The sequence below is a fragment of the Winogradskyella sp. PC D3.3 genome (genome assembly GCF_054366245.1).
This window is the reverse complement of the sequence record NZ_CM135962.1, coordinates 1,580,092-1,606,312: the sequence shown is the minus strand read 5'-3', so window position 1 is coordinate 1,606,312 and position 26,221 is coordinate 1,580,092. Positions and strand designations below refer to the sequence as shown.

The window sequence follows — 26,221 nt, the reverse complement described above, 5'->3', positions numbered from 1 at the left end:
ACCTTAAGTCTTATGCGAAAAGACCTATACCACCATATACATCATTATTTCTTATGTAAAACTTATTCGTAAAAAACAATAATCTCAAAAAATAATAAACAATTTCCCACCCACAACAGAACGTATATAAAACATTAATAACCAGAAAATTAACTAACCACCACTTTAATCATATAACACATATCCCACTTAATAGTAATGATTTGTTAATACATTTAAAAACAAGCATTCTTAACTTTCATTATATTTTTAACCCCTTATAATTAGAGCATTAGCGCACTTTTTTGAGGTTTTAACCATTAATAACCTATTGTGATGCTGTATTGTTTACATATGTAAGTTTTTTCCTAAAAAAGACCTATTCTGTTCTCTGCACTTCATTCTAAAACTAGAAACAAATTAGCACATGAAACATTTTTACACACTTTTACTTGCCCTAATAATGACTGGGTTAGGCTTTGCGCAGACTACAGTAACCTATGATTTTTCTGCTGGAGGAGCTGTCACAGGACTAAATGAATCATCACCTGGTATTACTGTTGATTCTGATCCAAATATAGGTTTTGGTAGTTTCAAAAACTCGGGTACATCAAATCCAGCACTCAACAGTGGTCAATTACGTTTATACCAAGAAGCTACTAAAGGAGGATCAATTATTATCTATGCCAATAATGGAGTTACAATAACTGATATTGTAGTCAATGCGTCAAGCAGAACAGGTGATGCTGGATACACCGTTGACGAAGGATCAGCTACTAACTTATCTGGCGGATCAACCTATTCAATAAGTGGAATTTCAGCAAGTAGTGAGGTTGAATTTTACCAAAGAGAAAGTGGTAGTGGTAATAGAATTTATATAGACAGTTTTACTGTGACGTACACCACACCAGCTACTTGTTCTGCACCAACAAGTGAAGCAACAGCTTTTTCAGCATCTAATGTTACCACAGATGCCGCAACGTTATCTTGGACAAGAGGTATCGATGGTGACAATGTAATTGTTATTATGAAAGAAGGGGCCGCCGTTGATTTTAGTCCAAGCAGCGAAACCGCTTATGGAGCTAATACCGATTTTTCATCTGGAACTGAACTAGGAACAGGAAACTATGTTATCTATAATGGTGCTGGCACATCCGAGGCAATTACAGGATTAGCTTCTAATACAATATACTATATTGCTATCTACGAATATAATAACACAGACACGTGCTATATGAGCACTGCTTTAACTGATAGTTTTACAACTTTAGCAAATACTACTGTTGAATTTACAGGTACTACAGCATCTGTTTCCGAGAGTATTGGCTCTTATGATTTAGTTATAGAAATTGCTAATGAAGATGTTGCTGCAACAACGTTTGATGTAGTATTAACTTCTGGAGACGCTACTGATATCGATTCTTATACGACACAATCTAAAACTTTCCTAGGAAGTTCTACTACGGATATAACAGTTACCATAACAGTAACTGATGATGCTATTATAGAAAATGATGAGGTGTTTACATTTGAAATTCAAAATGTCGCTGGAGGAAATAGTGCTGCTGCAGGAACAAATAACACATTTGATTTAACTATAACAAATAATGATTTTCCAACAATTGTAGAATTCATATCAAGCTCTACCTCTGTTTCAGAAGGTGTTGGCAATTATGATTTAGAATTTACAATTGCAAATGAAAGTGCTACAGCAACAAGTTTTGATGTGGTTCTTACTGGAGGCGACGGAGATGCTGCTGATATTAATGGTTACACAACTCAAACTGTAACATTTCCTAGTGGATCTGCAGTAAATCAAATTGTTACATTAACTGTATCTGATGACACTGATTTCGAAGCCGATGAAACTTTAATCTTTGAAATACAAAATATAACTGGCGGGAGTAGTGCTGTTGTAGGAACAAACAACTCGTTTACACTTACACTAACAAACAATGATATAACACCACCAATAACGTTACCATATAATGAAGATTTTTCCAATTGTGGATCTGCAGAATGGACGCCATTTGATGAAGCTGGTAATGATGAATGGATTTGTTCCGGAGATGAATATGCTATAAATGGATATTCAGGCACAGATGATACAGATTGGTTAATCTCAGATTTCACGATTGACTTTAGTGCTTATTCATCCGTTAAAATTGATGTAACTACTCAAGAGCGATATGGAGATACCACAAATACTCCTGGTGAATTTGATTTACTATACTCTACAGATTATACTGGTGGAGATCCAACAACTGCAACATGGACAGCACTTACATTTAACCCGAACAACAGTTCTTCTAGTGGAACATTATCTACCGCTTCAATTACTTCTGTAAACGCATCAAGTATTATAGGCACAGCTTATTTAGCCTTTAAATATGACATGAATTTTAGTGGTAGCGCAGAAGATTGGAGAATACAAAATATTGATATCTATGAGGATATTACTTTAGACTCAGACACTGAAGTCTATGACCCAACATCTCAAGTAGCAGCAACAACTATTACTGCTGCTGATGCCACAACAAGTGGTACTGCTGTTGATGTTTTTGGCTTTGAAGTTGGAGATCAAGGAACTACCGATGGAGAACCAACAAACATTACAACCATGCGTTTTGTTCCAGGACCAAATAATACAGCAGATTGGACAGACCATATACAAGGGGTTACCTTATTAGACGAAAACGCAGTGTCTTATGCACCAACAACAAGTATTACTGATACCGAAATTGTATTGACTTTTGGAAGTCCGATTGTTGTTTCAGATGGTACGACCTTAGAATTTATATTAGGTTTATACTTAAACACAACATCTATAATAGATGGTAGTGTCATACAATTACAAATAGACGAAGCTTCTAGTGGTTTTGCTGCTGATGCAAGTGGTTCTGATTTTGTTGATCCATTCCTTTTTGGTGATGTGGTTGGAAATAATATGATTATTGATGTAGATGCTACAGAACTTGTTTTCTCTCAACAGCCTTCTGACACAGAACTTAATATTGCAATGTCACCCGCTATAACGGTTTCTGGTGTAGATGCCAATGGTAACTTAGATACTGATTATAATTTAGATGTAGACATTACGTCGACAGGAACATTATCCGGATCGCCAGTAACAGCAACCGCAGTAGATGGTATTGCTACATTTGCAACACTTACCCATACAGTAGCAGGTTCTGGTTTAGTATTAACTGCAGATGACGGCGTATTATCAACAACAGATAGCACTCCTTTTGAAATTACTGAGCCTATTGTTGGAGCTGCAGATTTATTCTTCTCTGAATATATTGAAGGCTCTAGTAATAATAAATATATTGAAATATACAATGGTACAGGTGCAACAGTAACCCTTACAGATTATTCTGTTGAATTATATGCCAATGGTAATTCAAGTCCGAACAATACAGAAGACTTTAGCTCAGGTTTCCCTGCTACACTTGCAAATGGAGACGTTATTGTTTTAGAAAACTCTAGTGCTACGATATATGGAGGTACCGCATACAGTTCTAGTGTATGTAATTTTAATGGAGATGACGCCATAGTCCTGAAAAAAGGTAGTGATATAATAGACATTATAGGTAATATAGGATGTGACCCAGGAAGTCAATGGACTGAAGGTTCAAATGACACATCTGATCGTACACTTGTAAGAAACGCTGATGTATGTGGAGGTATTACTGTAAACCCTTCTGTTTGTACCTTCCCTACTTTAGAAAGTGAGTGGACTGGTTACTCTCAAGACACAATTAGTAATTTAGGTTCTCACACAGCAACATGTGGCGCACCTACAACCTACACCTACAATGGCACATGGTCACCAAATGATCCAAATGGCACAGCGACCGCCAATGATGCTATTGTTATTACTTCTGGCAACGCAATAATCTCATCTGATACAGATATTAACTCAGTAACGGTTAATCTTGGTGCTAGTTTAACTATTGACACTGGTGCAACGCTTACAGTTACAGATGCTATAACTTTAGAATCTGTTTCAAATAGTTATTCTAGTTTAATATTAGATGGTACTATTGCAGGTACTATTAACTATGAGCGTCATGTAAACGGTAATACTCTTACAGGGGACACTAACGCCATTGGTGAGAATGATTTAATTACACCACCACTATCTGGTCAAACTTTTGGAGACTTTGCTACTGCCAATAGCAACTTACTTGCCAATCCTGGGGATGCTTCAGAAAAAGCCTTTGCTATATTTGATAAGTCTACAGGTGATTATGAAAATTATAACACAACAGATAACGCTTCTACACTATTAGTAGCAGGTAAAGGTTATAGAGCGGCATCAAGCAACACGTCAACACTTATTTTTACAGGCGATGCGAATTCAGGAGATATCAATATTAACATTGACCATTCTGGATCTAGTTACCAAGAATGGAATTTAATTGGTAATCCTTACCCTTCGTACTTAGATATCAATGCCTTTTTAAATTATGTCGTAGATACAGTTGACGGAACCGATATTAAGAATATTGATTTACTAGGTGATACTTCTGGTATCTACGGCTATGATGGAGATGCCTCAGATAATTGGGACATAATTAACCTTGCTAATGCCTCAGGAAGACTGATGACTCCAGGTCAAGGTTTCTTAGTAGGTGCAGATGCAACGTATATTGCTACTCACGATTTAGAATTTAAAGCAACGATGAGAACCACAGGAAGCGGAGATGATTTTATTGTTGGTCGTAATGCCAATACGTTAACCTATTTTAAACTTAACACAAGTACGACCACTCATAATTATACGACGCAATTTTACTTTAATGCTAATGCAACCCTAGGTTTAGATGCAGGCTATGACGCTGCCATTTGGGGAGGTACTGCTCCTAATTTCGCATTATTTTCACATTTAGTTGAAGATAATAATGGATTACCTATAGCGCTTCAAACTTTAGATGTAACCGATCTTGCTAATGTTACGATTCCACTTGGTGTAAATGCTAACCAAGGCGAACAATTAACATTTAGCATTAACGCGTCCACATTACCAAGTACAGTAAGTGTTTATTTAGACGATAATGTGGCTAATACCTCTACTCTACTAAATACTAATGATTATGTGCTAACACCTAGTAATGCTTTAAGTGGAACAGGTAGATTCTATTTACGTGTGTCAAATAGTACATTATCTACTATAGATAACACCTTAGACCAACTAAGTATTTATACTGATAAAGCAGATAAAACCATTGTTATAGCAGGTCAATTATTAGAACCAACAACAGCATCGGTTTATGATGTTCAAGGACGCTTGGTATCTACTACGCTATTACAAACCACTGTTAGATCACAAGCTATAGATGTAAGCAATTTAAGCCATGGTATCTATGTTGTAAAACTGCATAATGCGGCTCAAAACAAAACTCAAAAAGTGATATTAAGATAAGGCATCTTACTCATCGCTTACTGTTTCTAAAAAACGCGCTAAACTTAGTTTAGCGCGTTTTTTTATACATAAATTATCACATCTTAAAGAAAATTAACATTAACTCAATAATTTATTAACACGCAAACGTTTTCGTTTATTGCCGTTATAAAAACTCATATATATTTGCTGAAACAAATATCTCTAAACGATTAAACCTCCCCTAAGATGATTAAAAAACTCCTATGCGTTGCAACTAAGGTGCAATTAATACTAATCTTATTAATTACTATTTCAGTATTCGGTCAGAATACACCAAAAACTATAAGTATGAGCAGTAGTGACAATAACAATACTGCATTCTCTACTGAAGGTCTGATAGCTACATCAATAACAACATTTTATACGCACTGGGATACTAATTATTTATATATTGGTTGGTCTGAAGGGTCAACAAACTATTCTTCTGACATGTATTATGTCGCAATTGATACAGACCCCAATACTACAGCAGGAACAGGAACAGCTATTGAAGGCGTTAGTTTTGCCACAGGAAATCACTTACCTGATTATTACTCAGTATTTGAAAATAACTCAAATTTTTACGGAATTCCTGAATCTAATGGAAATGCTATTGAGTTATATGATGGCACCTCTGGCTCATGGAATTTTATAAGTAGAACTAATGGAAATGATAACACAAACTCTAAAATCAACTTTACAGAATCGCCTAACGGTGAAGTAAGGATAAGAATTGCATAGACTGCTTTAAATTTTACGCCAGGTGATAATAAACCTATTGGAATTACATATTGGACTAATAATCCTGAAGGGAATTATATGTGGTCTAGATATCCAGATTCTAACCCATTACCTGGGGCAACTTCAAAAGTCCTTACGCATCAAATTATATTCAACTCTACAGGATCTGGCATAAATCCATCTACTTCTTTTTATGAAAATTCATTTTCAGAACATACCAAATATACATCTAATTCAGATGGCAATTGGAATGATGTTAACCGTTGGGTCTATAAAGGCATCCCAACTAATGGTGGAGATATAACTATTAATAATAACTTGGTATTAGATATTGACGCAAACATAGATACATCAACTATTAATGCCGGTTCTAGCCTAACACTAAACACAAGTACAACATTAACCATCACTGAGGATTTAACTCTAAATTCAGATTCAGATTTATATTCTAGTTTAATTTCAGATGGTACAATTATAGGCAATGTAACTTACAAGCGTTATGTAAACCCCTATAACTCAACACCTGGTTCTACAACAGGAGGGAATGATCTTATCTCAGCTCCTGTAACTAATGCTAGTCAAACATTTGGCGTATTTAGAGCGACCAATACCAATATTCCCTCTGGAAGTATAGGTGGCACAACTAACTATTTATTTGGTCCTTTTGATAATTCTAATCTATCGGCACCATACACTTTATACTCTGCATCCGATGATTCTAAAATTATAACAACTGGTACAGGGTACAGAACTGGGTCTACTAATGCTTCAACATTTACATTTGTAGGTGACGTCTCCACAGGAACAGTTCCTGTGAACATCAATACAGGGTCTGCTTTTAATTGGAACTTAATAGGTAATCCTTACCCATCTTATATCAATAGTGCCGATTTTCTAACAGCGAATGCTGCGTTTTTAGACGAAGATGCCGTAGGTATTTATGGCTATGATGGTTCTGCTCAAGATGGTTGGGACATTATAAATTTCAATACCATGAATACCACAAGAAACTTAGCGCCAGGGCAAGGCTTTATGGTCGCCGCTGAAAGCTCTTCAACGCTAAATTTCACACCTACAATGAGACGTGCCTCTGGAGGCGATGATTTTATTGCAGGAAGGACCTCTGAAACCAACTCTCATTTTAGTCTACAACTAGAAAAGACAAATGCCAAGTATCACACGGATTTCTATTTTAACACGAATTCAACTCGTGCATTAGACCCAGGTTATGATGCGAAACTTTTTAATAGCAATGTCCCCGATTTTTATTTGTATTCTGAGCTCGTTGAAAGTAACGAAGGTCAGAAAATGGCCATTCAATCACTCAATAGTAGTGACTTAAGCGATGTAACGATTCCTTTAGGTGTATACGCTAAGCAAGGGGACGCCGTTACCTTTAACATTACGACGAGTAATTTATCAAACACCACACAAGTGTACTTAGAAGATAATGCCACTAACACATTTACATTACTCAATACTGATAGCTATACAACAACACTTAATTCCAACCTAAATGGCACAGGTCGCTTCTATTTACACACTTCAAACACTACTCTATCAACTACTTACAACCAAGTTAACGGATTTAACATTTCCACTAATAACACAAATAAAACTATTATGGTTTCCGGTATGTTATTAGAAAAAACAACGGCAAAACTTTACGATTTACAAGGACGACTTGTAAGTGCAACTAGTTTAAAAAACACAAACGACAATTGGCATGCAATTGATGTGAGCAGCCTTATAACGGGCATTTATATTATTGAATTAACAAATAGCACACAACATAAAACTCAAAAAATAATTATACGTTAAAAAATGATGGCTATTTCATAAAATATTACATATCTTGCGCCCGGTTTTAATTATAAGCTAACTGAAAATTAATATGTTACATTATAATTAATCGCAACGCAAATTACACAAACAGTAAACACAATAATATATAGAATAAGAATGAAGTATGTTTTCTTTAATTTTGAAGTCTAAGATTTTAGATGTAAATTACAAAAAACATTCTCTTTTAGAGATAAAATTGATTTTTAATGTAAACCTTTTGTAAATTAGGTAATTAAATAAATAATTTTATTATTTTTGAACTCAAATTTAGGGCAAAAGCCATGAAGCAAGAAAACAACTCAGATAAAATCACACGTAAAGAAGCCATTTCAAAAATGGGGAAGTATGCTGCAATAACGGCAGTAGGAACATTTGTGATTTTAAATCCGCTTAAATCACAGGCACAATCGTTACCACCTGATCCGGGTGGATTACCATGGTAATTAATTTTCGATATCTATTTTGAATATTAAATTGGCACCAACATATAAAAAGATGTTCGGTGATTATTACGTCTTGTGGTACTCTACTTCTAATAGTTATAGTATCATCGACTCGGATTTTAAGCTTCTTTTAGACTTATACCTAGCATCTAATACCAAAAACGAATTTTCGTTAAAAATTTCAAATCATTTTTGTGATATGGAAAGCTCTCAGATTTATGAGAGCATATCTAATTACCTTAAGGATTGTAATAATCCTTATAGCCTACCTTCTAAATCTTTAGAAATTCTCGATACGTCTTATCGGAATATTTCTAAGCAGTATTTATTCAATTCTAAACATATTCAAATTTATTACAGTTCTGAACTGGTACTAAAAACAGTTCACCCTGCTATTGCCCATTTTTGTAAAACAACCACAAATGAGCCAGATGTAACGTTCGATATTTATTTAAATGATGATCACTTATACCTTTTTAAGAATGCAGAATTAATAACTCGTGTTCCCAAAAGAGAATATCATCATTTGCAAGGTAAATTCATTATGCAACTACTTTGTTCCCTGCATAATAAAACAGAACACGACTGGATTGGAACGCTTCATGGATCAACAATTACAGATGGACATTCTTCTATTCTATTTGTTGGAAAATCTGGAAAAGGAAAGAGTACCTTATCCGCATTGTTAGCAACGAATGGTTTTCAGTTATTAGCAGATGATGTTTCTCAATTACTTTCAGAAGATCAGCATATATATTACAATCCGTCATCAATTTCAATTAAACAAGGTGCCTTCAACCTATTGGAACCATTAGTTAATAATTTTGAAGACTTACCTATAGTCGAATTTAACAAAATTAAAGGCCAATTAAAGTATATGCCTTGTCCGAAGCCAGAACAAAATCACTATCCATGCCGTGCAATTATTTTAGTGAATTATACCCCTGAGTCCAAAACCATAATAGAATCGGTTTCTATTAAACAGGTTTTAGAAACCATAATAGAAGACTCTTGGTTATCACCAAATCCTAAGCATGCTCAGCAATTCTTAGATTGGTTGGAAACCGTTAAATTATATCAAATCACTTATAGTGACACCACCAGTGTGTCTGCCACAATTTCAACTTTATTTAAACAATTTAATTACGAAAATTAATAACCTATATTAGTAGTCTGTATTGAGGTCTATGGATAATTTAGCTACTACATATCAACATATTGCCGCTATCTTAAGTTTTGAAACCCCAAAGTCACAGCTAGAGACAACCATTGGTGCCCCTAGTTTTGATTGGGACAAAATTGTAATTGAGGGAAGTAAACAACTGGTATTACCTACCCTATATTGCCGATTAAAAGCAAAAGAAGTTCTTCACTTATTACCTCATGAATTAGTTGATTACTTAGAAGAAATCACTAATATAAATAGATCTAGAAATATAAGAATCCTCAATCAGGTTCATACCATATCACAAATTTTAAACCATCACAACATAGATCACGTGTTTTTAAAAGGCACGGCCTTACTTGCTTCTGGATGCTATAAAGACAATGGGGAACGTATGGTTGGTGATATAGATATTTTAGTCGAAAAATCAGAAGTATATAATGCTTTTGATATTTTAAAAAATGCTGGTTATAATAAGACATTTGGTTTTTCGTATGACAAAAAGGATTTTAGACATCTTGATCGCTTAATATCCGAAGATGAACTAGCGGCGATAGAACTGCATACACATCTACTTAATAAACCACATTGGTCCCTGTTAAATATGGAATCGATTCTGAATTCTAAACAAAGTATAAATACAATTGCCGTTCCTCACATAAACCACATAATCCAACATTTAATACTAAGTTGGCAACTTAATGATAATGGGCATTATTATAATATAACAAGTATAAAATCTATTTATGATCTTATTGTTTTAGAAACACCCCAGAACAACGAATTTATATCTATCCTATTAAATTCTAAATATGGGCAGTCTTATTTTGAGTTAGCTAAACAATACTTTCCTGAATTCTCGTATATCAATTCTAATAATTATATGAAATACCGAGGTCTTTTGCATAGAATTAAAATGTCTTTTAAGCCTGTACGTATTACTATTAACAGTATAAAAATGGCCACAATTTTTATAACAAGTCGTTTACAATTAATATACACTAATAAAAGTTACACCAAACATATCCTTAAGGAAAAAATTTTAAATAAAACGAATCTTTTTAATAACTTTTCGTTTTAAGCCCCCTAAAATATCTCTGTATATTTTTCAAATTTCAGAATTACAATTTCCAATTAACCCATTGCTTTTCAGTTTCATATAGAAAAAAAGGCCATTTACGCTAAAATATACGTAATAATTCAAATTTAAGTCTAAATTAAATCGATTTTAATTTGATTTAACCATTATTATAATACCTTTACCCCTATACATGTTTTATAATCATTAAAGTCTACCTTTGGTCAAAATATTTTAGTATGAAAAAAATACTTTTATTAGCATTAATAATAACATTTAGTATATCCTCTTTTGCTCAAAGAAACAAGAGCGATTGGTCTTTAAATATTGGTCTTAATGCTATCAATAGTTTAGGAACTCAATCTCCACTTAATAGTCCTGAAGACTGGAGCTATCAATTTCCAATATCTGCAGGAGTTGAATTTAATTGGACAGATCGATTTGCGATAGAGCAATCAATTACATTCAATGGTTTTAGTGAAGATTCTCGTATTGACTATGCTAAACCAGAAAAGAATTATAATTATATATCTTTTGATACACACGTAAAATATTATTTTGGAGAACTTATCCTCGGTCGCGGTAGAAATGCGGATTGGTTTGATATATATGCCAATGCAGGTCTAGGTTTCTTTCATATAAATGAGACTAATATATCAGCAAATATAGGTGGTGGTGTATTATTTTGGTTAAACAGACATAGATCTTTTGGTTTAAGAGCTCAAACAATAGCTAAATTTGCCTTTGATCACTCTAATAGTGGTTATGATAACAACCATTACCAATATCACTTACAAGCTATATTTAAGCTTTAATAATTAAAAAATCAAAAAAAAAAGGCTCACCATGGTGAGCCTTTTTTTTGATTTAAATTACAACAAATCTTCTCTATACCACGTCTAACACCTTATGTTTACTATTCTTAATGATTGTTTTTCAAGGAATAATAGCTAATAGCCTTCAAAGTTAAAATTAAGCATCTGCTTCATATATTTATACAGTTCAGGAAATTGAGATTTGAATTCTAATGGTGTTTCTATAAAGTTCTCTAAGAGTACAGCAAAAAACTCAAATTGATTGGTGTAAGCATATGCTCTAAAATATTTTGAGGCAATTAAATTTTGTCTAACAGATTCATGTGTTTGTAAATACAGCATTAATCGTTTAAAACCTCGATTAAAAATGAGACTACTCTCATCTCTATTTTTAGAAGCATTTAAATGGATTGCATGTCCAAATTCATGAACCCCTAGATTAAGATTGTCATTTTCGATATCGTAACCACGTTGAAAATCTTCCCAAGAAAAAACAATGGCTTTTAATCGCGGATTAGTTTCACCTTTATGAAACGTTTTATTAATTTGAGAATAATACGCACTAGGATAAATAATTACAGTTTCAATGATATCTAATTGGTAGTTTTTAAACCCAAAGCTCAACATTGTTGCGGTTGCAGCTATCGCCACTTTCATTTGCTCAGTAACCTGCAAATTTTGTTTTCCAATAAATTTATTTCCTTTTATAAATGTAGCGACTCTATGCTCAAATTGACGCTGTTGTTTAACCGATAACTTTCCAAAGAAAGAATGTTCGTTCTGCAAAATTTCTTTCTGTTGTTTAGATAAATTCTTCAGATTAAAATAACGATGCACAAATAATGGCTTTTTACAAACTGTAGCGTAATACAATTGAAAAATTGTTACTATTCGATATAAGATAAATAGACTTATCACAACAATAACTACAGGTATCACCAGATTAGAAATTATAGCCAATTCTAGAATGGCATTAGACTTACCTAATACCATTAATATGCTGTGTTGATGATTATGAATTCTAAATTTGGCATAAAAAAGTGTATCATCGTTATCGAAATATAAGTCATGTCCAAATATAACAAAACAGACCTATTTTAAATAGTGGTACTCATATTGTATATATACATTTTAATAAGCAAGGGGTACTAAATTGTAAACAAAACTATTATCTTAACACCTAATTTCATCGCGCAAAAACTAAATACACTATTAAATCTTATGAACACAAACGTAAAATCACAAAACAACCTAATTCCTATTGTAATTATTGCAGGACTCTTCTTTATTTTTGGTTTTGTAACCTGGATTAATGGAGCACTCATACCGTTTATGAAAACCATTAACGAACTTACCGATGCTCAATCTTATTTGGTTGCATCTGCATCCTATATTTCGTTTGTAGTGATGGCCCTTCCTGCATCATATATTCTAAGCAAAATAGGCTACCGCAAAGGCATGTCACTCGGTTTATTTATTATGGCTATTGGGGCTTTAATATTTATTCCAGCAGCTGAAGCTAGAACTTATTGGGTATTTCTAACTGGAATTTTTATTCAGGGCATAGGAATGACGATTTTACAAACCGCTGCCAATCCCTATATCACAATTTTAGGACCTATTGAAAGCGGAGCGAAACGTATTGCTATTATGGGGATCGCAAACAAAGTTGCTGGTGCATTAGGGTCTTTAATTTTTGGAGCGCTTCTTCTATCGGGAATTGATGCTGTAAAAGAACAGTTAACATCTGCTACTGATTCTGAAAAAGCCGTGCTTCTTGATACCATGGCAGATAGCGTTTTTATACCATATGTTATTATGGCAATCGTTTTAATTGTTTTAGGTGTTTTAATAAGAAACGCTCCTTTACCACATGTTGAGGCTACAGAAGATAAAGCAACTACCAGAGAAAGCTCTTCTAATAAAACGATTTTCCAATTTCCTCATTTATGGTTGGGAGTTTTAGCTTTGTTTGTATATGTAGGAGCCGAAGTAATTGCAGGTGACACTATAATTTCTTACGGTATTTCCTTAGGTTTTACAGGTGAAGAAGCTAAATATTTCACAACTTACACTTTAATGGCAATGGTCGCCACCTATGCTTTAGGCGTGTTTTTAATTCCGAAGTATATTAAACAAAAAACAGCCTTGATTATTAGTGCTATTTTAGGAATTATATTTAGTCTTATAATTTTATCAACTTCAGGATTAACATCTGTTTTATTCGTAGCTGCTCTAGGCATTGCAAATGCCTTAGTATGGCCTGCGATTTGGCCATTAACATTAGACGGTTTAGGTAAACACACTAAAACAGCATCTGCTTTATTAATTATGGCTATTTCTGGTGGTGCAATAATCCCTCCTTTATATGGAAAAATAGTTGATAGTAAAAAATTAGACCTCATCAGTTCAGGACTCAATGAAGCCGATGCTTTAGCAAGTGCTTCAACAAATAGTTATTGGATTCTTATTCCTTGTTATGCTCTCATTTTATTCTTTGCCATTTGGGGACATAAAATAAAGGGGGGGTCAAAAAAATAAGGCTTAACCTAAAACTACAATTGTACAGACCTATATATCAATCCATTATAATATGGATATACTTTCTAATCCGCTTAAGGTAAAAGCAGTTAAGGCTTTTGAATACCGTATATAACTAAAAAAAGCAAGTATCGTTATAGAAACGCCTACTTGCTTTTTTTAATAATATACTTAGAAAATCTAAAGTCTATGGAAAAATACCTCTTTGTACATAGGCTTTTTCTATGCGCTCTATAGCAATACAAAACGCTGCCGTTCTCATATCTATACCTTCGCTCTCTGAATAATCGTAGACTTTATTAAACGAACCTTTTAGCTTTTTAGTTAACTTCTCCATAACTTCTTCTAAATGCCAAATCTCACCATTTCTGTTCTGTAACCATTCAAAGTAACTACCAATAACCCCACCTGAATTACATAAAATATCTGGTATAATAAAAACACCTCTTTCCTTCAATATTTTTTCACCTTCAACGTTTGTTGGCCCATTAGCACCTTCAGCAATTAATTTTGCTTTTATGTTAGGCGCATTTTCTTTAGTAATTTGATTTCCTAATGCCGCAGGAATACAGATATCACAATCAATTGAGAAGAATTCATTCTTTTCTACGGGTTGAGAATCAGGGTAATTTAAAATAGTGCCCTTATTAGCTACGTTGTATTTAAAAAGTTCTTCAACATCTAAACCGTCTTGATTTTCAATACTGCCTTGAGCATCTTGAACACCAACTAATTTAGCACCATCTTTTTCTAAAAAGTGTGAAGCCCAATACCCTACATTACCAAAACCTTGAACAATAAACTTTTTACCGTTTAAATCCATATTGTTTTTCTCAGCCCAAAACTTAATTGTTAAATACACACCAAATCCTGTAGCTCTATCTCTACCTTCTAATCCACCACTTCCATCTGGCTTACCAGTAACCACATGTTGGTTTGCTGAACGTTGTGCAGGCGGCCTAGAACTCATATAGGTGTCTGCAATCCAAGCCATCGTTTGGCTATTGGTATTTACATCTGGCGCAGGGATATCATGCTCTGGACCAATATTATCAGCTAAAGCATAAGTAAAACGTCTTGTTATACGCTCTAATTCATTTTCTGAATATAACGCAGGATCAATTTTTATACCTCCTTTGGCTCCACCATATGGTAAACCAGCTAAAGACGTTTTCCACGTCATCCACATTGCTAATGCTCTTGCCGCATCTAAATCTACTGTTGCGTGATAACGCAATCCTCCTTTATAAGGCCCTAAAGCACCATTGTGCTGAACACGATAACCGGTAAAAACTTCTACCTCGCCATTATCCATTTTTACTGGAAAATTTACCAAAATCTCATTATTGGTAATACTCAATATTTTCCTAATATTAGGGTGAAGATTAATATGATCTGCAGCACTATTAAACTGCTCCATAACATTATCCATCATCCCTTTTAAAGGCACTTTTTTATTCTTTGTTTTTGAATCTTTTTTTGTATTTCCCATTTATGCGTATCGTTTTTTTAGAATTACATATAATTACACCACAAAAATAACATTTTCCATAATATAAAGCAGTTTTATTATTAAATAACTATATATCGATTTCACTAAAATTTTGTTTTTATTTAAACCGGTCTTAATGCTTCGATAAGCAATCCTATTTAACAATATCCTCTCTAGTAAAAACACATTTTGTGTGTGCAATAAAATAGAACATCAGATAATAAAGGAGTTAACACGATTTGAAGACGAAATTATCATTCCAATTGCGGTTAAAATCACAGAATTCTCATGTTCTGTCAGTAAAAAACCACCAAATTTTTAATATTATTATGCTCTATTAAACGCCAATAATCAGTGATTTTTGCAAGCTTCTTTATAAGTTGCTAAAGTAGATGAGATGTAAAACAAACACCGAAGTGATATTTCAAGACAAGTTGCATAGTCATTTGTAAATCAATCAACCTTAAGTTGGCCGTGTGTTTAAGCCTTTTTGGAATCAAAGCGCAAAATTACATACCCAATAATTGCTGAAATAAAAGATCCTATTAGAATACCAATCTTAGCTGAATCAACAAATTCTGGTATTGAAGCAAATGCTAAACTTGCTATAAAAATAGCCATAGTAAAACCGATACCTGCAATAAATGAAACCCCTATTATATGCTTAAAAGTAATATCATCTGGTACCTCAATGAGTTTGATTTTTTTAGCTAAAAAGACAATTAAACTAATTCCAATCCCCTTCCCTAAAACTAAACAAATGACAATATTAGTAACTAAGGCGAATTCTAGATTTTCTGAACCACTAATTAAAACTCCGGCATTTGCCAGTGCAAAAATTGGAATAATAAAATAGGCCACCCAACCATGTAAATTATGTTCTAAGTGCTGTAAAGGTGACTGAAATTTAGAAGACCAATCTTCTAAATCATCCATATGTTGAATTTGCTCAGTAGATAAAATTGGCTTTTTAAGAACACTAGCATCTTTAATATCCTTATAAACATTTTCTAATTGTTCTAAAAATGTAGCCGTATCTATCTTTTGTCTAATAGGTACAGAAAAGGCTAATAAAATACCAGCTACTGTTGGATGAATTCCCGCTTTTAAAAACAAGAACCAAATAATTATCCCAAAGAAGAACATCAAAAATTTAGAGTAGATTCCTTTATAAGATAATACATATAAAACAACGAGCATCGCTATGGCCACTAAAAGCAAGCTTATATTAATACTACCGCTATAAAAAATGGCAATAACTAATACGGCTCCAATATCATCGACTATGGCAAAAGCAGTTAAAAACACCTTAAGACCTAAAGGTACACGCTTACCTAACACATTTAATATAGCCAATGAAAATGCAATATCGGTTGCCATTGGGATTCCCCAACCTCTAGTTGTTTCTGGATTTTGATTGAGTACTAAAAAGAAAATAACAGGAACCAACATCCCTCCCAAAGCCCCTACCAAGGGGAACGCAATTTTTTTAGGGGAGTTAAGTTCACCTATTAAGAGTTCACGTTTAATTTCTAATCCTATAAGAAAAAAGAATATAGCCATCAGCCCATCATTAATCCAAAGGATTAATGGTTTTTTAAACTCAAAGGACTGCGTAACAATACCTATATCATATTGCCATATTTCTCTATAAATATCACCATAAGATGAATTTGCCCAAACCAAAGCAGTTATTGTGGTAAGCAATAGTAAAATACCACTAAAGCTTTCAATTTTTACGAATTTTTGGAATGGGGTAAGAAATACTTTTTTTATCATATAAATAGTTTTGTTACAAAAAAATCAACTTCAAATATAAGATTTCAAACGCAGAAATCTTAAAATAAATAACAACTTTTTTTGAAGAAATAAGAACTTTAAAGAATTGAATTATCGTCTTCTACCACCAGAATACGTCATTGCTTCACCCTTTCCAAAGCCATAACTTATTCCTAAAGTAATAAAACGACCTCGTTTTCCATAGTTATAAGTTTCAAAAGTTGGTTGTGATACAAATTGCTCCGAAATCCTAGATTCGAATACATCTCTAACTCCAAAATTAACGACAGCCTTTCCTTTGAATATTTTATTACGAATACCTAAATCTAAAAACATATAGCCCGTAACATCACCTTGTACGGTTTCATAACCCGATTGATAGTTTCCTGTTAACTCCACATCAAAATCTGCTGGTAAACCTATTTTTGATCCTAATCTCGAAGACCATTGGCGACCAGAAAAATCAAAAGATTGCCCTTCAAAAGTTCCAACACGATCAAAATAATTAAAATTAAAATCACCAGTAAAGGTGAGCCATTTACTAGGATTATATTTACCATTGGTCTCAAAACCAACGGTGGAATTAGTCCCGATATTTTCTGGCGTTGTAATTGTTACATTATCTACAAATATTGAAACACGCTCTACCACTGCTGTGGTATACTTATGATAGAGACTAGAACTAAATGATGCTTTACCAATCTTATAAATGCTCGTTAACTCATAAGAATCTGTAAATTCTGGCTGTAACTCTGGATTACCAATTCGGATATTAAAGTTATTTCTAATATTAAAGAATGGGTTTAAATCCCATAATCTTGGTCTAAAAATACGTTTAGAATAACCCGCTTGTAATGAAACATTATCACTTAATTTATAAGATGTATGTAATGACGGAAAGACGTCTGTAAAGTTTCTAGAACTAGATTCATTGGTGTTTGTCAATAATGTAGACACTGATACTCTAAATTTAATACATAGCTACACCAATGCCATGGAAGCTATGGAAGGCTTAAAATCAGAACATATCGATTTGATTTTTCTCGATATTCATCTTCCCAAATTATCTGGAATTGACTTCTTAAAAACACTGGTTAATCCACCTCAAATTATCCTAACTACGGCATTTTCTGACTATGCCTTAGAAAGCTATGATTTAAATGTGGTAGATTATCTCTTAAAACCATTTTCATTTCAGCGTTTCGTTAAAGCTATTTCTAAAGTTATGGCTAAACAAAAAATAAATCACCTCAACCAAGACGCTGGAGAAAACAATCAGACAGAAGATGTTTATATAAAGAGTGGCTACGACCATATCCGCATTAATTTAAAAGATATCATTTTCATTAGGTCTGATGCCGATTATACGGAGTTACATCTAAAAAACAAAAAACACCTTTCCTCAGAATCCTTACGTTATTGGGAAGCATTTTTACCTCAACCTAAGTTTATACGCGTTCATAAATCCTATATAATTAACACCAAGAAAATAATTAAAGTCTCTGGCAATCAGATCTATTTTGAAAACGATATTAGGACTCCATTAGGACGTGCTTTCAAAAATGAATTTATGGAACGATTTTTACAATAATAAAAACACGAAGAAAAACTACGCAATTCATTAGCTTACAACAATTTAACACACAAAAGAACAACTATAATCACGAATTTAAAAAACAGAGCTTAGAATTTCCGTAAAGCGAAAGAATTTATGATATCAATAAAAAACACCAAGATAATTATTGATTTGAAAAAATAATTAGCAAAAAAAGACAAACTACATAATTATAGTTTATTATTCGATTGGGTAATCTTATCTTTGCCAATTAATTTAAAAATTTCACTATGAAAGTCCGTGAGTACTTTATTGTAATTTCTACAATTGTAGTTTTAGCTATCGTTGGAATAGCGATTTATTGGCCTCCTATTTTATGGGCATTCCTGTTAGTTGGCCCACTCATTCTTATGGGTGTTTTTGACATTTTACAAAAAGCGCATACCATCCGACGAAATTTTCCATTATTAGGAAGATTTAGATATATGCTAGAATCTATACGTCCGGAAATTATGCAGTATTTTGTTGAAACAGATACAGAAGGAAGGCCACTCAATCGTATTTTACGATCTTTAATTTACAGAAGGGCTAAAGGTGAAAACGACACCGAACCTTTTGGAACGCAAATGGATCTTTATCATTCGGGTTACGAATGGTTAGAACACTCTATGTATGCCAAAACAAACCCAAAGGATATTGGTGAATTTCCACGTTTAATAATTGGAGGAAAAGATTGTAAACAACCTTACTCTTCAAGTTTATTAAACATATCCGCCATGAGTTTTGGTTCGTTGAGTAATAACGCTATTCTCGCCTTAAACAAAGGTGCGAAAATGGGTAATTTTGCTCATAACACAGGTGAAGGTGCGATAAGTGATCATCATTTAAAACATGGTGGTGATTTAATTTGGCAAATAGGCACAGGGTATTTTGGCTGTAGACACGATGATGGCACTTTTAACGAGGTTACTTTTAGAAAAAATGCCTTACGCCCTGAAGTAAAAATGATAGAAATAAAATTATCTCAAGGAGCTAAACCTGGCCATGGTGGTATTTTACCAGCTTCGAAAAACACGGAAGAAATCGCAAAAATCAGACACGTCAAACCTGGTGTTGCAGTACACTCGCCTCCATCGCATTCTGCCTTTGCAGACCCCATACAATTTATGCATTTTATTAAAAAACTTAGAGATCTTTCTGATGGAAAACCTATTGGATTTAAGTTATGTCTAGGTAGAAAACAAGAATTTATGGATTTTTGTGAAGCTATGATTTTCACAGGAATACTCCCTGATTTTATTACCGTAGATGGTGGTGAAGGAGGAACAGGTGCTGCGCCTGTTGAGTTTTCTAACTCTATGGGAATGCCTTTACGTGAAGGGTTAATTTTTGTCCATGATACCTTAGTTGGTTTCAACTTAAGAAAGGATATTAAAGTGATTGTTGCCGGAAAAATCATCACAGGTTTCCACATGGCAAGAGCCTTAGCCTTAGGTGCAGATGGTTGTAATAGTGCACGAGCTATGATGCTTTCTATTGGTTGTATTCAAGCCTTACAGTGTAATACAAACACATGTCCTGTTGGTGTAGCAACACAAAACCCATCCTTAGTAAAAGGATTAGTTGTAGAAGATAAAGCACCAAGAGCACACCGCTACCACGAAGCGACTATTCACAGTTTCTTAGAGCTTGTTGCCGCTGCAGGACTTAACAGCCCTGATGAGTTAGAACGTGAACATATTAGTAAACGTGTTGGCTTATACGATGTAAAAACTTACGCTGACATCTACCCTACAATTGAAGAGGGCTCTTTATTAAATATTGATACCATTCCTGAAGATTACAAAAAATTCTTCCAATTGACTCGTATTATGAAGTAATACAATAATATCACACCGATATATCAACAATGCCTTCTATTTTGAAGGCATTGTTGTTTTTAACCTATCCTATTGAAATAAAAAAGTAGTACAACAATTCGCTTTATCCTATTTTAGTTCTTCTTCCTTCAATAATTTTTAATTCCCTCCTCCTTATTAAAACCTGCTTTAGCATTCTAGTTGTATCTTTGTTGCTAATGTTTAAATCTCCAATCTTATTTATAATCTGATATCAAATCATACTAAAGAATTACTAGAATTCTTTAAGAGCACTAGCTTTTCAAAAGCCGTTTTAATTGGTATTGCTGTTACGGTTCCTATTATTTTAGGGATTGCCACTAATCATTTTGAAATTGGTCTTGCGCTCTGTTTTGGTGGATTTTGGTGCTCACCTAGTGATGTTAGCGGTAGTTTAAAACACAAACAGGTTGGCATTCTGTTTTCTTCTATTATGGTCGTTATTATTAGTTTTATAGGCGGCTATTTAGAGGTCTTTAATATCTTTCTATTCCCTATTTTAGGAATATTAACTTTTAGCATTGCATTTATATCCATTTATGGTTTTAGAGCATCATTAATTAGCTTTTCGGGTTTATTGGCTTTAGTTTTAAGCTTTGCGCATACTACAAAGACCCTAGAAGTATACCAATATGCATTGTTAATTGGAGCCGGTGGATTGTGGTATTTAGTACTATCAACTATTTGGTACCTTCTCAATCCCAAGGCACAAACCGAAGAAGCGCTCAATGAAACCTTCGTATTAACTGCAGATTTTTTAGATACTAGAAAACAACTCATAGGAGAACAACCTAACCGCGTTGCTCTGCAAAAGCAACTTATGACATTGCAAATTGAATTAACTGAGCTTCACAAAACGTTACGCGAAACCTTAGTCTTATCACGAAAACATTCTGGTAAATCGAACTATCAAAGTAGACGACTATTAGTTTTTGTTCAATTGATTGAAATATTAGAAACCGCGATTGCAAATCCTGTAAATTATGATAAAATGGATGCTCTTTTTAACAAGCATCCTCAGTTTCAATCCGATTTCCAAAACTTAATTACGGAGTTCTCTAGCCAATTGCGAGCCATTACAAAGCATATCAATAAACCTAAGCAATTCCCTTCAAACAAAAGACTTTCAGAGGCATTTAAAACACTCGAAAATAATATTATAGCTTTTAAAAATGAAGAGCATCCTGAAGATTACGAACAATATCTAATGCTTCAGAATTTATTAGACTATCAAAAAAAGCAATTTGGAAAACTAAAAAAAATTAAATGGCTATTAGGGAATCCTGAATTAACAACAGACGATATTATAAAAAACGATAAGCTAAAACGCTTTATTGATAGGCAAGATTACAATCCCAACTTAATCCTTAGAAATCTCAGCTTTAGATCAACAATTTTTAAACATTCCTTACGCTTAGCTGTGACCGTAGTATTAGGTTACGGTGTTGGTCTATTCTTCCATTTTCAAAACCCCTATTGGATTATGTTAACCATTATTGTTATTATGCGACCGAGTTATGGCTTAACTAAAACCCGAACAAAAGATCGAATCATTGGAACACTCATTGGTGCTGCATTAGCTAGTGGATTGGTGTTTCTTATTTCAAACCCTTATGTTTTTGGTGCTTTAGGAGTCTGTTCTTTGGTTATCGCATTTTCAATGGTACAGAAAAACTATAAAGCCTCCGCAACATTTATAACCCTAAGTGTTATTTTTATTTATGCCATTTTACAACCCGATATTATAAAGGTTATCCAGTTTAGAGTTATAGATACCATAATTGGAGCAGCACTTTCATATACCGCAATGCGCTGGTTATGGCCAGCTTGGTCTTTTATGGACATAGGCAATCATATAAAAGATAGCTTAGTTGCCAATACCGCATTTTTTAAATCTATTAGCAGCTATTATGAAAAAAAAGGGGCGATTCCTACAAGCTTAAAAATTAATCGTAAAGAAGCCTTTTTACAAACTTCTAATTTAAGTGCTGCGTTTCAAAGAATGGCACAAGAACCTGAATCGAAACAAAACCACATAGAGGACATTTACGAATTGGTTGTAATTAACCATAGTTTCTTATCTTCATTAGCATCGTTGAGCTCCTATATTCAAAATCATACAACCACTGAAGCTTCTGATAATTTTAAGCTTATTTCAGAAAAAATAAATGCTAATTTAAATAAAGTCTGCTCACAATTAAAGGCCATAAATTTTGAAGGTTCTAAACCTAACATTGAAACTAAAACTTACACCACAGATCATTTTGAATTCCCCATAAATCGTATTACAAACAATGCCATTTCACAATCTGATAATGAGCATTCACATAAAGAAGCCCACTTAATATGGGAACAATTATATTGGTTATTTAGCTTAAGTGAGAAGATGCTAAAATTAACCGCCAAGTTTAATGTAGAATGATTGTGTTTGAATTATAAAACGCACTGCAAAAATCAAAAAGACCTCTTTTAAAACACGTATTAAAAGAAGCCTTTTTTTAATTTCAAACTCTAATCACATCTGCTGCGGTATTACCTATGCAATGCTTAAGCAGCCGCCATTTCTTTCTGATTTTCTGAAGCTATGCCTTGATGCTTATTAGCCAAGTATTTATTGAGAAATGCTTCCCATTCTTGTGCCACAACAAGCTCATTACCTAAAACCATTTCATCGTCATTATTATAAAGTTCTAAGCTTACATTGTCTTTTTTATGCTTAGGCTCAAAAGACAATTGTAATTTTTCAATAACATCGTAGTGCGTCTTTTTATCCTTAACACGTTTAGCGTCTTTTACAATTCTACAAGACGTTATTGCTTTTAAATCGATCACCTTAGCATAGGCCGAATCTTCCATTTCTTTATAAAAAAGCAGTTTTTCTTCAGCCTCGTCCCAACCTATTGCAAAATTGCTATACGTATCTATTTTACTTAATTTACAATTGCTTCGTGTTGCAACTTGCTCAAGGGCCTTACGCAACTTTCGTTTTCTTTTTTGTCTTCCACTTACAAAGAGTGCAAAAGGTAAAACAACAATAGCGATTATAATCGCATCGATAATATATAATCCAGATTCCATAATATTTGATATTTTTTGATAGTAATTTTAAGTGTATGTATTAATACGACAGTTTTATGCCATAAAACGACCTCATGTAAATGAGATTATAACACCAGTATTACCAAAAAGAATGAAATGGAAAAAGGGTTTCCCTTAAATGAAAATTATTAAAACTATTGCGCTTCGCTTTAACATATTGAGAGCGTTGTACTGTTAAAAGATAGTTACTGTAATTAGTAATACCATCTATATTTACCGAAATCTCATCGGATGAAGAAGGTTCCGTAACAGAAACAATAACAACACTATAGTCCTCCGTTTGAATATCAAAAAACAAATCCTGAGGTGACGCTAATGTGTATACTTCACTAGAGGTGGTATCAGTCTTTGAATACTCTAAATCACTATTGAGTAATTCGATATTGACGGCCTGAGCAGAAACACTCATGCCAACAATAAACAATACTATATGAAATAGTGTTTTAAACATTTTTAAATTCAAATTATAATACAAAGTAAATCTATAATTCAATAATCCTTTGCAAAATGATTGTTAAATTATTGTCCTTTTTTTATAGGTAATTGACAAAATAAATTGTCATTCATTAGCTTCAAATTGGACTTAAAGCATTAAGACAATAATACATCAAGCTTCTTAATAAGTTTATATTTCAATTTAATCCGTTATCAAAAATAACAATCCATTCCACACATAAAAACTTACCAAACACCCCCTAATTGACTGAAATAATGCACATTTCAACTTCATTACGCATCAATTTACTTGTTAAAAGAATAAAAAAGAATAACTTTATCGAGCTATTAATTAACATTTACGATGAGAACACACTACCTATTCCTGCTATTGGCGACTTTTAATTTATCTCTTTTTTCACAAGAAACATCCCAAAACAAAGACATTGAATACCCTTTTGCAGAACCAGGTTCTAAAGTCGCTAGAGGCATTTTTGGGGAAGATGGACGTCTAGAAGTTAAAGATGCGGAAGGGTACGAAGACTTTGTAAGAGCCACAGCGGTTATGATTTCTAAACAGAACATCTACGATGATGAATTCTATGCCTGGTCCTTGCGCGATTTGCTAATACAAAAATTTGAAACGGATAAATTTCATCCAAACGTAAAGTTCTTAGACCAACCAACCGTTGGTTCTTGCACAGGATTCTTAATTGCACCAGATGTTATGGTTACGGCCGGACATTGTATAAACTCTATGGAAGACGCCAATAGATCCGTTTGGGTATTTGATTATACAAATGAGTCTGACTTCATAGATGGCAATCGACTTAATTTTAAATCTGAAAATATTTTTGAAGTTGAAAGCATTATCGCTTCTACCTTTGATGATGACACCAATAATGATTATGCCATCTTGAAGCTAAAACGGCAGTCTGATAGAGCTCCTTACCGTTTTAGAACTAGCGGAACTGTATTAGAAAGTGGAGCAATTAACACTATTGGATGTCCAACAGGATTACCCTTAAAATTTTCTACAAATGCTGTCGTCGTTGATAATTCTCCTAGTAATTGGTTTAAAAGTAATATTGATTCATTTCCAGGAAATTCTGGAGGTCCTGTTTTTGACCAAAATGGTTTTATTGAAGGCATTTTAGTTAGAGGTGCCGTAGCATATAGTGCCGTTGATGAGACATACACGGGCGATTACACATATAATGAAGACTGTGACTGTATTAAAACGGTACAGTGGGATTCTGTTAATTACACAGCCGGTTGCCAAGCACACAAAATCACTGCAATACCGCCAGAAACACTCTTGATGGCTATCTATGAAAATATAGAATATGCCATACAGCACAATCTAAAGGACCGATTTAATTCATGGAGTATCTACAATTGGATTTTTAATAGTGATTACACAAATCAAAATGGTCGTTTTGAAACCCTAGCACTTAATTATAATGACAATGCAGCTTTAGACCATATCTTAAGTAATACTTCTGAAACTATTTCTGATGATTTTGCTAGAGAGCTGATTGATCTTGCAATTTCTAAAAATAATACTGAAGCTCTTAAAATTATTTTAGCGAAGGCTATTTTAGCTGATGCTGGGATGAATTCAAAATATTCCGCATTGCAAAATGCAGTATTAAATAACAGAACTACAGTAGCTGAAATCTTAATCTATTATGGTGCAAATACAAATATAATAACGAGTAACGGTGATAATCTATTACACTTAGTAGCCCAAACAGGCAATACAGAAATAGCTAAAATACTTATAGATAAAGGTGTTGATGCTAATGCTAAAAACACTGACAAAAACTATCCTGAGAAACTTGCAAAGAAAGCAAAGCATAAAACTTTAGCAAAGTTTTTGAAAAAATCAAGAAAAGGATAATTCCATAGCGCAGTGTCAATCACCC

The 26,221-nt window shown here is 33.5% G+C and carries 19 protein-coding genes; 13 read left to right on the top strand and 6 right to left on the bottom strand.

The features are described from left to right. Nucleotides 1-406 precede the first annotated feature (406 nt). From ACXGSQ_RS06790 to ACXGSQ_RS06760, 7 genes are all read left to right on the top strand, one after another. Entirely contained in the window at nucleotides 407-5,407 is a 5,001-nt protein-coding gene (locus ACXGSQ_RS06790) for a beta strand repeat-containing protein (protein ID WP_458628859.1), read from the top strand. Between the two features lie 207 nt (nucleotides 5,408-5,614). Continuing rightward, nucleotides 5,615-6,148: a hypothetical protein gene (locus ACXGSQ_RS06785; RefSeq protein ID WP_458628858.1), complete on the top strand. Its 534-nt coding sequence runs from the start codon at nucleotides 5,615-5,617 to the stop codon at nucleotides 6,146-6,148. Nucleotides 6,149-6,226: 78 nt separating this feature from the next. Beyond that, nucleotides 6,227-7,969: a T9SS type A sorting domain-containing protein gene (locus tag ACXGSQ_RS06780; RefSeq protein ID WP_458628857.1), complete on the top strand. Its 1,743-nt coding sequence runs from the start codon at nucleotides 6,227-6,229 to the stop codon at nucleotides 7,967-7,969. A gap of 305 nt (nucleotides 7,970-8,274) precedes the next feature. Next, a complete protein-coding gene (locus ACXGSQ_RS06775) occupies nucleotides 8,275-8,436 on the top strand; it encodes a hypothetical protein (protein WP_458628856.1) in 162 nt (53 codons plus the stop codon). 52 nt (nucleotides 8,437-8,488) lie between these two features. Beyond that, a complete protein-coding gene (locus ACXGSQ_RS06770) occupies nucleotides 8,489-9,592 on the top strand; it encodes a hypothetical protein (RefSeq protein WP_458628855.1) in 1,104 nt (367 codons plus the stop codon). A gap of 31 nt (nucleotides 9,593-9,623) precedes the next feature. After that, nucleotides 9,624-10,682 (top strand): nucleotidyltransferase family protein, encoded by a 1,059-nt coding sequence (locus ACXGSQ_RS06765; protein ID WP_458628854.1) that lies wholly within the window; start codon nucleotides 9,624-9,626, stop codon nucleotides 10,680-10,682. A 236-nt stretch (nucleotides 10,683-10,918) separates the two neighbouring features. Then, nucleotides 10,919-11,494 carry an outer membrane beta-barrel protein gene (locus ACXGSQ_RS06760; protein ID WP_458628853.1) on the top strand — a complete coding sequence of 192 codons (576 nt, stop codon included), beginning with the start codon at nucleotides 10,919-10,921 and terminating at the stop codon, nucleotides 11,492-11,494. A 135-nt stretch (nucleotides 11,495-11,629) separates the two neighbouring features. Here ACXGSQ_RS06760 and ACXGSQ_RS06755 read toward each other — a convergent pair whose 3' ends face one another. Then, a complete protein-coding gene (locus ACXGSQ_RS06755) occupies nucleotides 11,630-12,487 on the bottom strand; it encodes a zinc-dependent peptidase (protein ID WP_458628852.1) in 858 nt (285 codons plus the stop codon). 228 nt (nucleotides 12,488-12,715) lie between these two features. On the opposite strand from ACXGSQ_RS06755, the gene ACXGSQ_RS06750 reads away from it, so the two are divergent. After that, a complete protein-coding gene (locus ACXGSQ_RS06750; protein WP_458628851.1) occupies nucleotides 12,716-14,035 on the top strand; it encodes a sugar MFS transporter in 1,320 nt (439 codons plus the stop codon). A gap of 187 nt (nucleotides 14,036-14,222) precedes the next feature. Here ACXGSQ_RS06750 and ACXGSQ_RS06745 read toward each other — a convergent pair whose 3' ends face one another. Beyond that, complete coding sequence (locus tag ACXGSQ_RS06745; protein WP_458628850.1) at nucleotides 14,223-15,527, bottom strand: Glu/Leu/Phe/Val family dehydrogenase; 1,305 nt, start codon at nucleotides 15,525-15,527, stop codon at nucleotides 14,223-14,225. Nucleotides 15,528-15,720: 193 nt separating this feature from the next. Between ACXGSQ_RS06745 and ACXGSQ_RS06740 the strand changes: the two genes are divergently transcribed. Beyond that, nucleotides 15,721-15,849: a hypothetical protein gene (locus ACXGSQ_RS06740; protein WP_458628849.1), complete on the top strand. Its 129-nt coding sequence runs from the start codon at nucleotides 15,721-15,723 to the stop codon at nucleotides 15,847-15,849. Nucleotides 15,850-16,007: 158 nt separating this feature from the next. Here the strand turns inward: ACXGSQ_RS06740 and nhaA are convergent, their stop codons facing one another. Both nhaA and ACXGSQ_RS06730 read right to left on the bottom strand, forming a co-directional pair. Beyond that, nucleotides 16,008-17,306, bottom strand: coding sequence for a Na+/H+ antiporter NhaA (gene nhaA / locus ACXGSQ_RS06735; RefSeq protein WP_458628848.1), 1,299 nt, complete (start codon nucleotides 17,304-17,306; stop codon nucleotides 16,008-16,010). Nucleotides 17,307-17,417: 111 nt separating this feature from the next. Next, the gene (locus ACXGSQ_RS06730) at nucleotides 17,418-18,263 is read right to left on the bottom strand and encodes an outer membrane beta-barrel family protein (protein WP_458628847.1); all 846 of its coding nucleotides are present in this window, start codon (nucleotides 18,261-18,263) and stop codon (nucleotides 17,418-17,420) included. Here ACXGSQ_RS06730 and ACXGSQ_RS06725 point away from each other — a divergent pair. The 3 genes from ACXGSQ_RS06725 to ACXGSQ_RS06715 all read left to right on the top strand — a co-directional run bounded on the left by ACXGSQ_RS06725 (nucleotide 18,241) and on the right by ACXGSQ_RS06715 (nucleotide 23,181). Then, complete coding sequence (locus tag ACXGSQ_RS06725) at nucleotides 18,241-18,897, top strand: LytR/AlgR family response regulator transcription factor (protein ID WP_458629334.1); 657 nt, start codon at nucleotides 18,241-18,243, stop codon at nucleotides 18,895-18,897. The two genes, ACXGSQ_RS06730 and ACXGSQ_RS06725, sit on opposite strands and share 23 nt — an antisense overlap. Before the next feature lie 254 nt (nucleotides 18,898-19,151). Further along, on the top strand, nucleotides 19,152-20,741 hold the full coding sequence (locus tag ACXGSQ_RS06720; RefSeq protein WP_458628846.1) for an FMN-binding glutamate synthase family protein: 1,590 nt from the start codon (nucleotides 19,152-19,154) through the stop codon (nucleotides 20,739-20,741). Nucleotides 20,742-21,192: 451 nt separating this feature from the next. Beyond that, the gene (locus ACXGSQ_RS06715) at nucleotides 21,193-23,181 is read left to right on the top strand and encodes an FUSC family protein (protein WP_458628845.1); all 1,989 of its coding nucleotides are present in this window, start codon (nucleotides 21,193-21,195) and stop codon (nucleotides 23,179-23,181) included. Between the two features lie 125 nt (nucleotides 23,182-23,306). On the opposite strand, the gene ACXGSQ_RS06710 is transcribed toward ACXGSQ_RS06715, so the two are convergent. Then, nucleotides 23,307-23,837, bottom strand: coding sequence for a hypothetical protein (locus ACXGSQ_RS06710; RefSeq protein WP_458628844.1), 531 nt, complete (start codon nucleotides 23,835-23,837; stop codon nucleotides 23,307-23,309). Between the two features lie 100 nt (nucleotides 23,838-23,937). Further along, complete coding sequence (locus ACXGSQ_RS06705; protein ID WP_458628843.1) at nucleotides 23,938-24,309, bottom strand: hypothetical protein; 372 nt, start codon at nucleotides 24,307-24,309, stop codon at nucleotides 23,938-23,940. Nucleotides 24,310-24,657: 348 nt separating this feature from the next. On the opposite strand from ACXGSQ_RS06705, the gene ACXGSQ_RS06700 reads away from it, so the two are divergent. Then, entirely contained in the window at nucleotides 24,658-26,196 is a 1,539-nt protein-coding gene (locus ACXGSQ_RS06700; protein WP_458628842.1) for a trypsin-like peptidase domain-containing protein, read from the top strand. Nucleotides 26,197-26,221 lie beyond the last annotated feature (25 nt).

Coding starts and splice junctions, on each gene's coding strand:
- ACXGSQ_RS06790 (WP_458628859.1), top strand. CDS start 407: ATGAAACATTTTTACACACTTTTACTTGCCCTAATAATGACTGGGTTA.
- ACXGSQ_RS06785 (WP_458628858.1), top strand. CDS start 5,615: ATGATTAAAAAACTCCTATGCGTTGCAACTAAGGTGCAATTAATACTA.
- ACXGSQ_RS06780 (WP_458628857.1), top strand. CDS start 6,227: ATGTGGTCTAGATATCCAGATTCTAACCCATTACCTGGGGCAACTTCA.
- ACXGSQ_RS06775 (WP_458628856.1), top strand. CDS start 8,275: ATGAAGCAAGAAAACAACTCAGATAAAATCACACGTAAAGAAGCCATT.
- ACXGSQ_RS06770 (WP_458628855.1), top strand. CDS start 8,489: ATGTTCGGTGATTATTACGTCTTGTGGTACTCTACTTCTAATAGTTAT.
- ACXGSQ_RS06765 (WP_458628854.1), top strand. CDS start 9,624: ATGGATAATTTAGCTACTACATATCAACATATTGCCGCTATCTTAAGT.
- ACXGSQ_RS06760 (WP_458628853.1), top strand. CDS start 10,919: ATGAAAAAAATACTTTTATTAGCATTAATAATAACATTTAGTATATCC.
- ACXGSQ_RS06755 (WP_458628852.1), bottom strand. CDS start 12,487: ATGGTATTAGGTAAGTCTAATGCCATTCTAGAATTGGCTATAATTTCT.
- ACXGSQ_RS06750 (WP_458628851.1), top strand. CDS start 12,716: ATGAACACAAACGTAAAATCACAAAACAACCTAATTCCTATTGTAATT.
- ACXGSQ_RS06745 (WP_458628850.1), bottom strand. CDS start 15,527: ATGGGAAATACAAAAAAAGATTCAAAAACAAAGAATAAAAAAGTGCCT.
- nhaA (WP_458628848.1), bottom strand. CDS start 17,306: ATGATAAAAAAAGTATTTCTTACCCCATTCCAAAAATTCGTAAAAATT.
- ACXGSQ_RS06720 (WP_458628846.1), top strand. CDS start 19,152: ATGAAAGTCCGTGAGTACTTTATTGTAATTTCTACAATTGTAGTTTTA.
- ACXGSQ_RS06715 (WP_458628845.1), top strand. CDS start 21,193: ATGGTCGTTATTATTAGTTTTATAGGCGGCTATTTAGAGGTCTTTAAT.
- ACXGSQ_RS06710 (WP_458628844.1), bottom strand. CDS start 23,837: ATGGAATCTGGATTATATATTATCGATGCGATTATAATCGCTATTGTT.
- ACXGSQ_RS06705 (WP_458628843.1), bottom strand. CDS start 24,309: ATGTTTAAAACACTATTTCATATAGTATTGTTTATTGTTGGCATGAGT.
- ACXGSQ_RS06700 (WP_458628842.1), top strand. CDS start 24,658: ATGAGAACACACTACCTATTCCTGCTATTGGCGACTTTTAATTTATCT.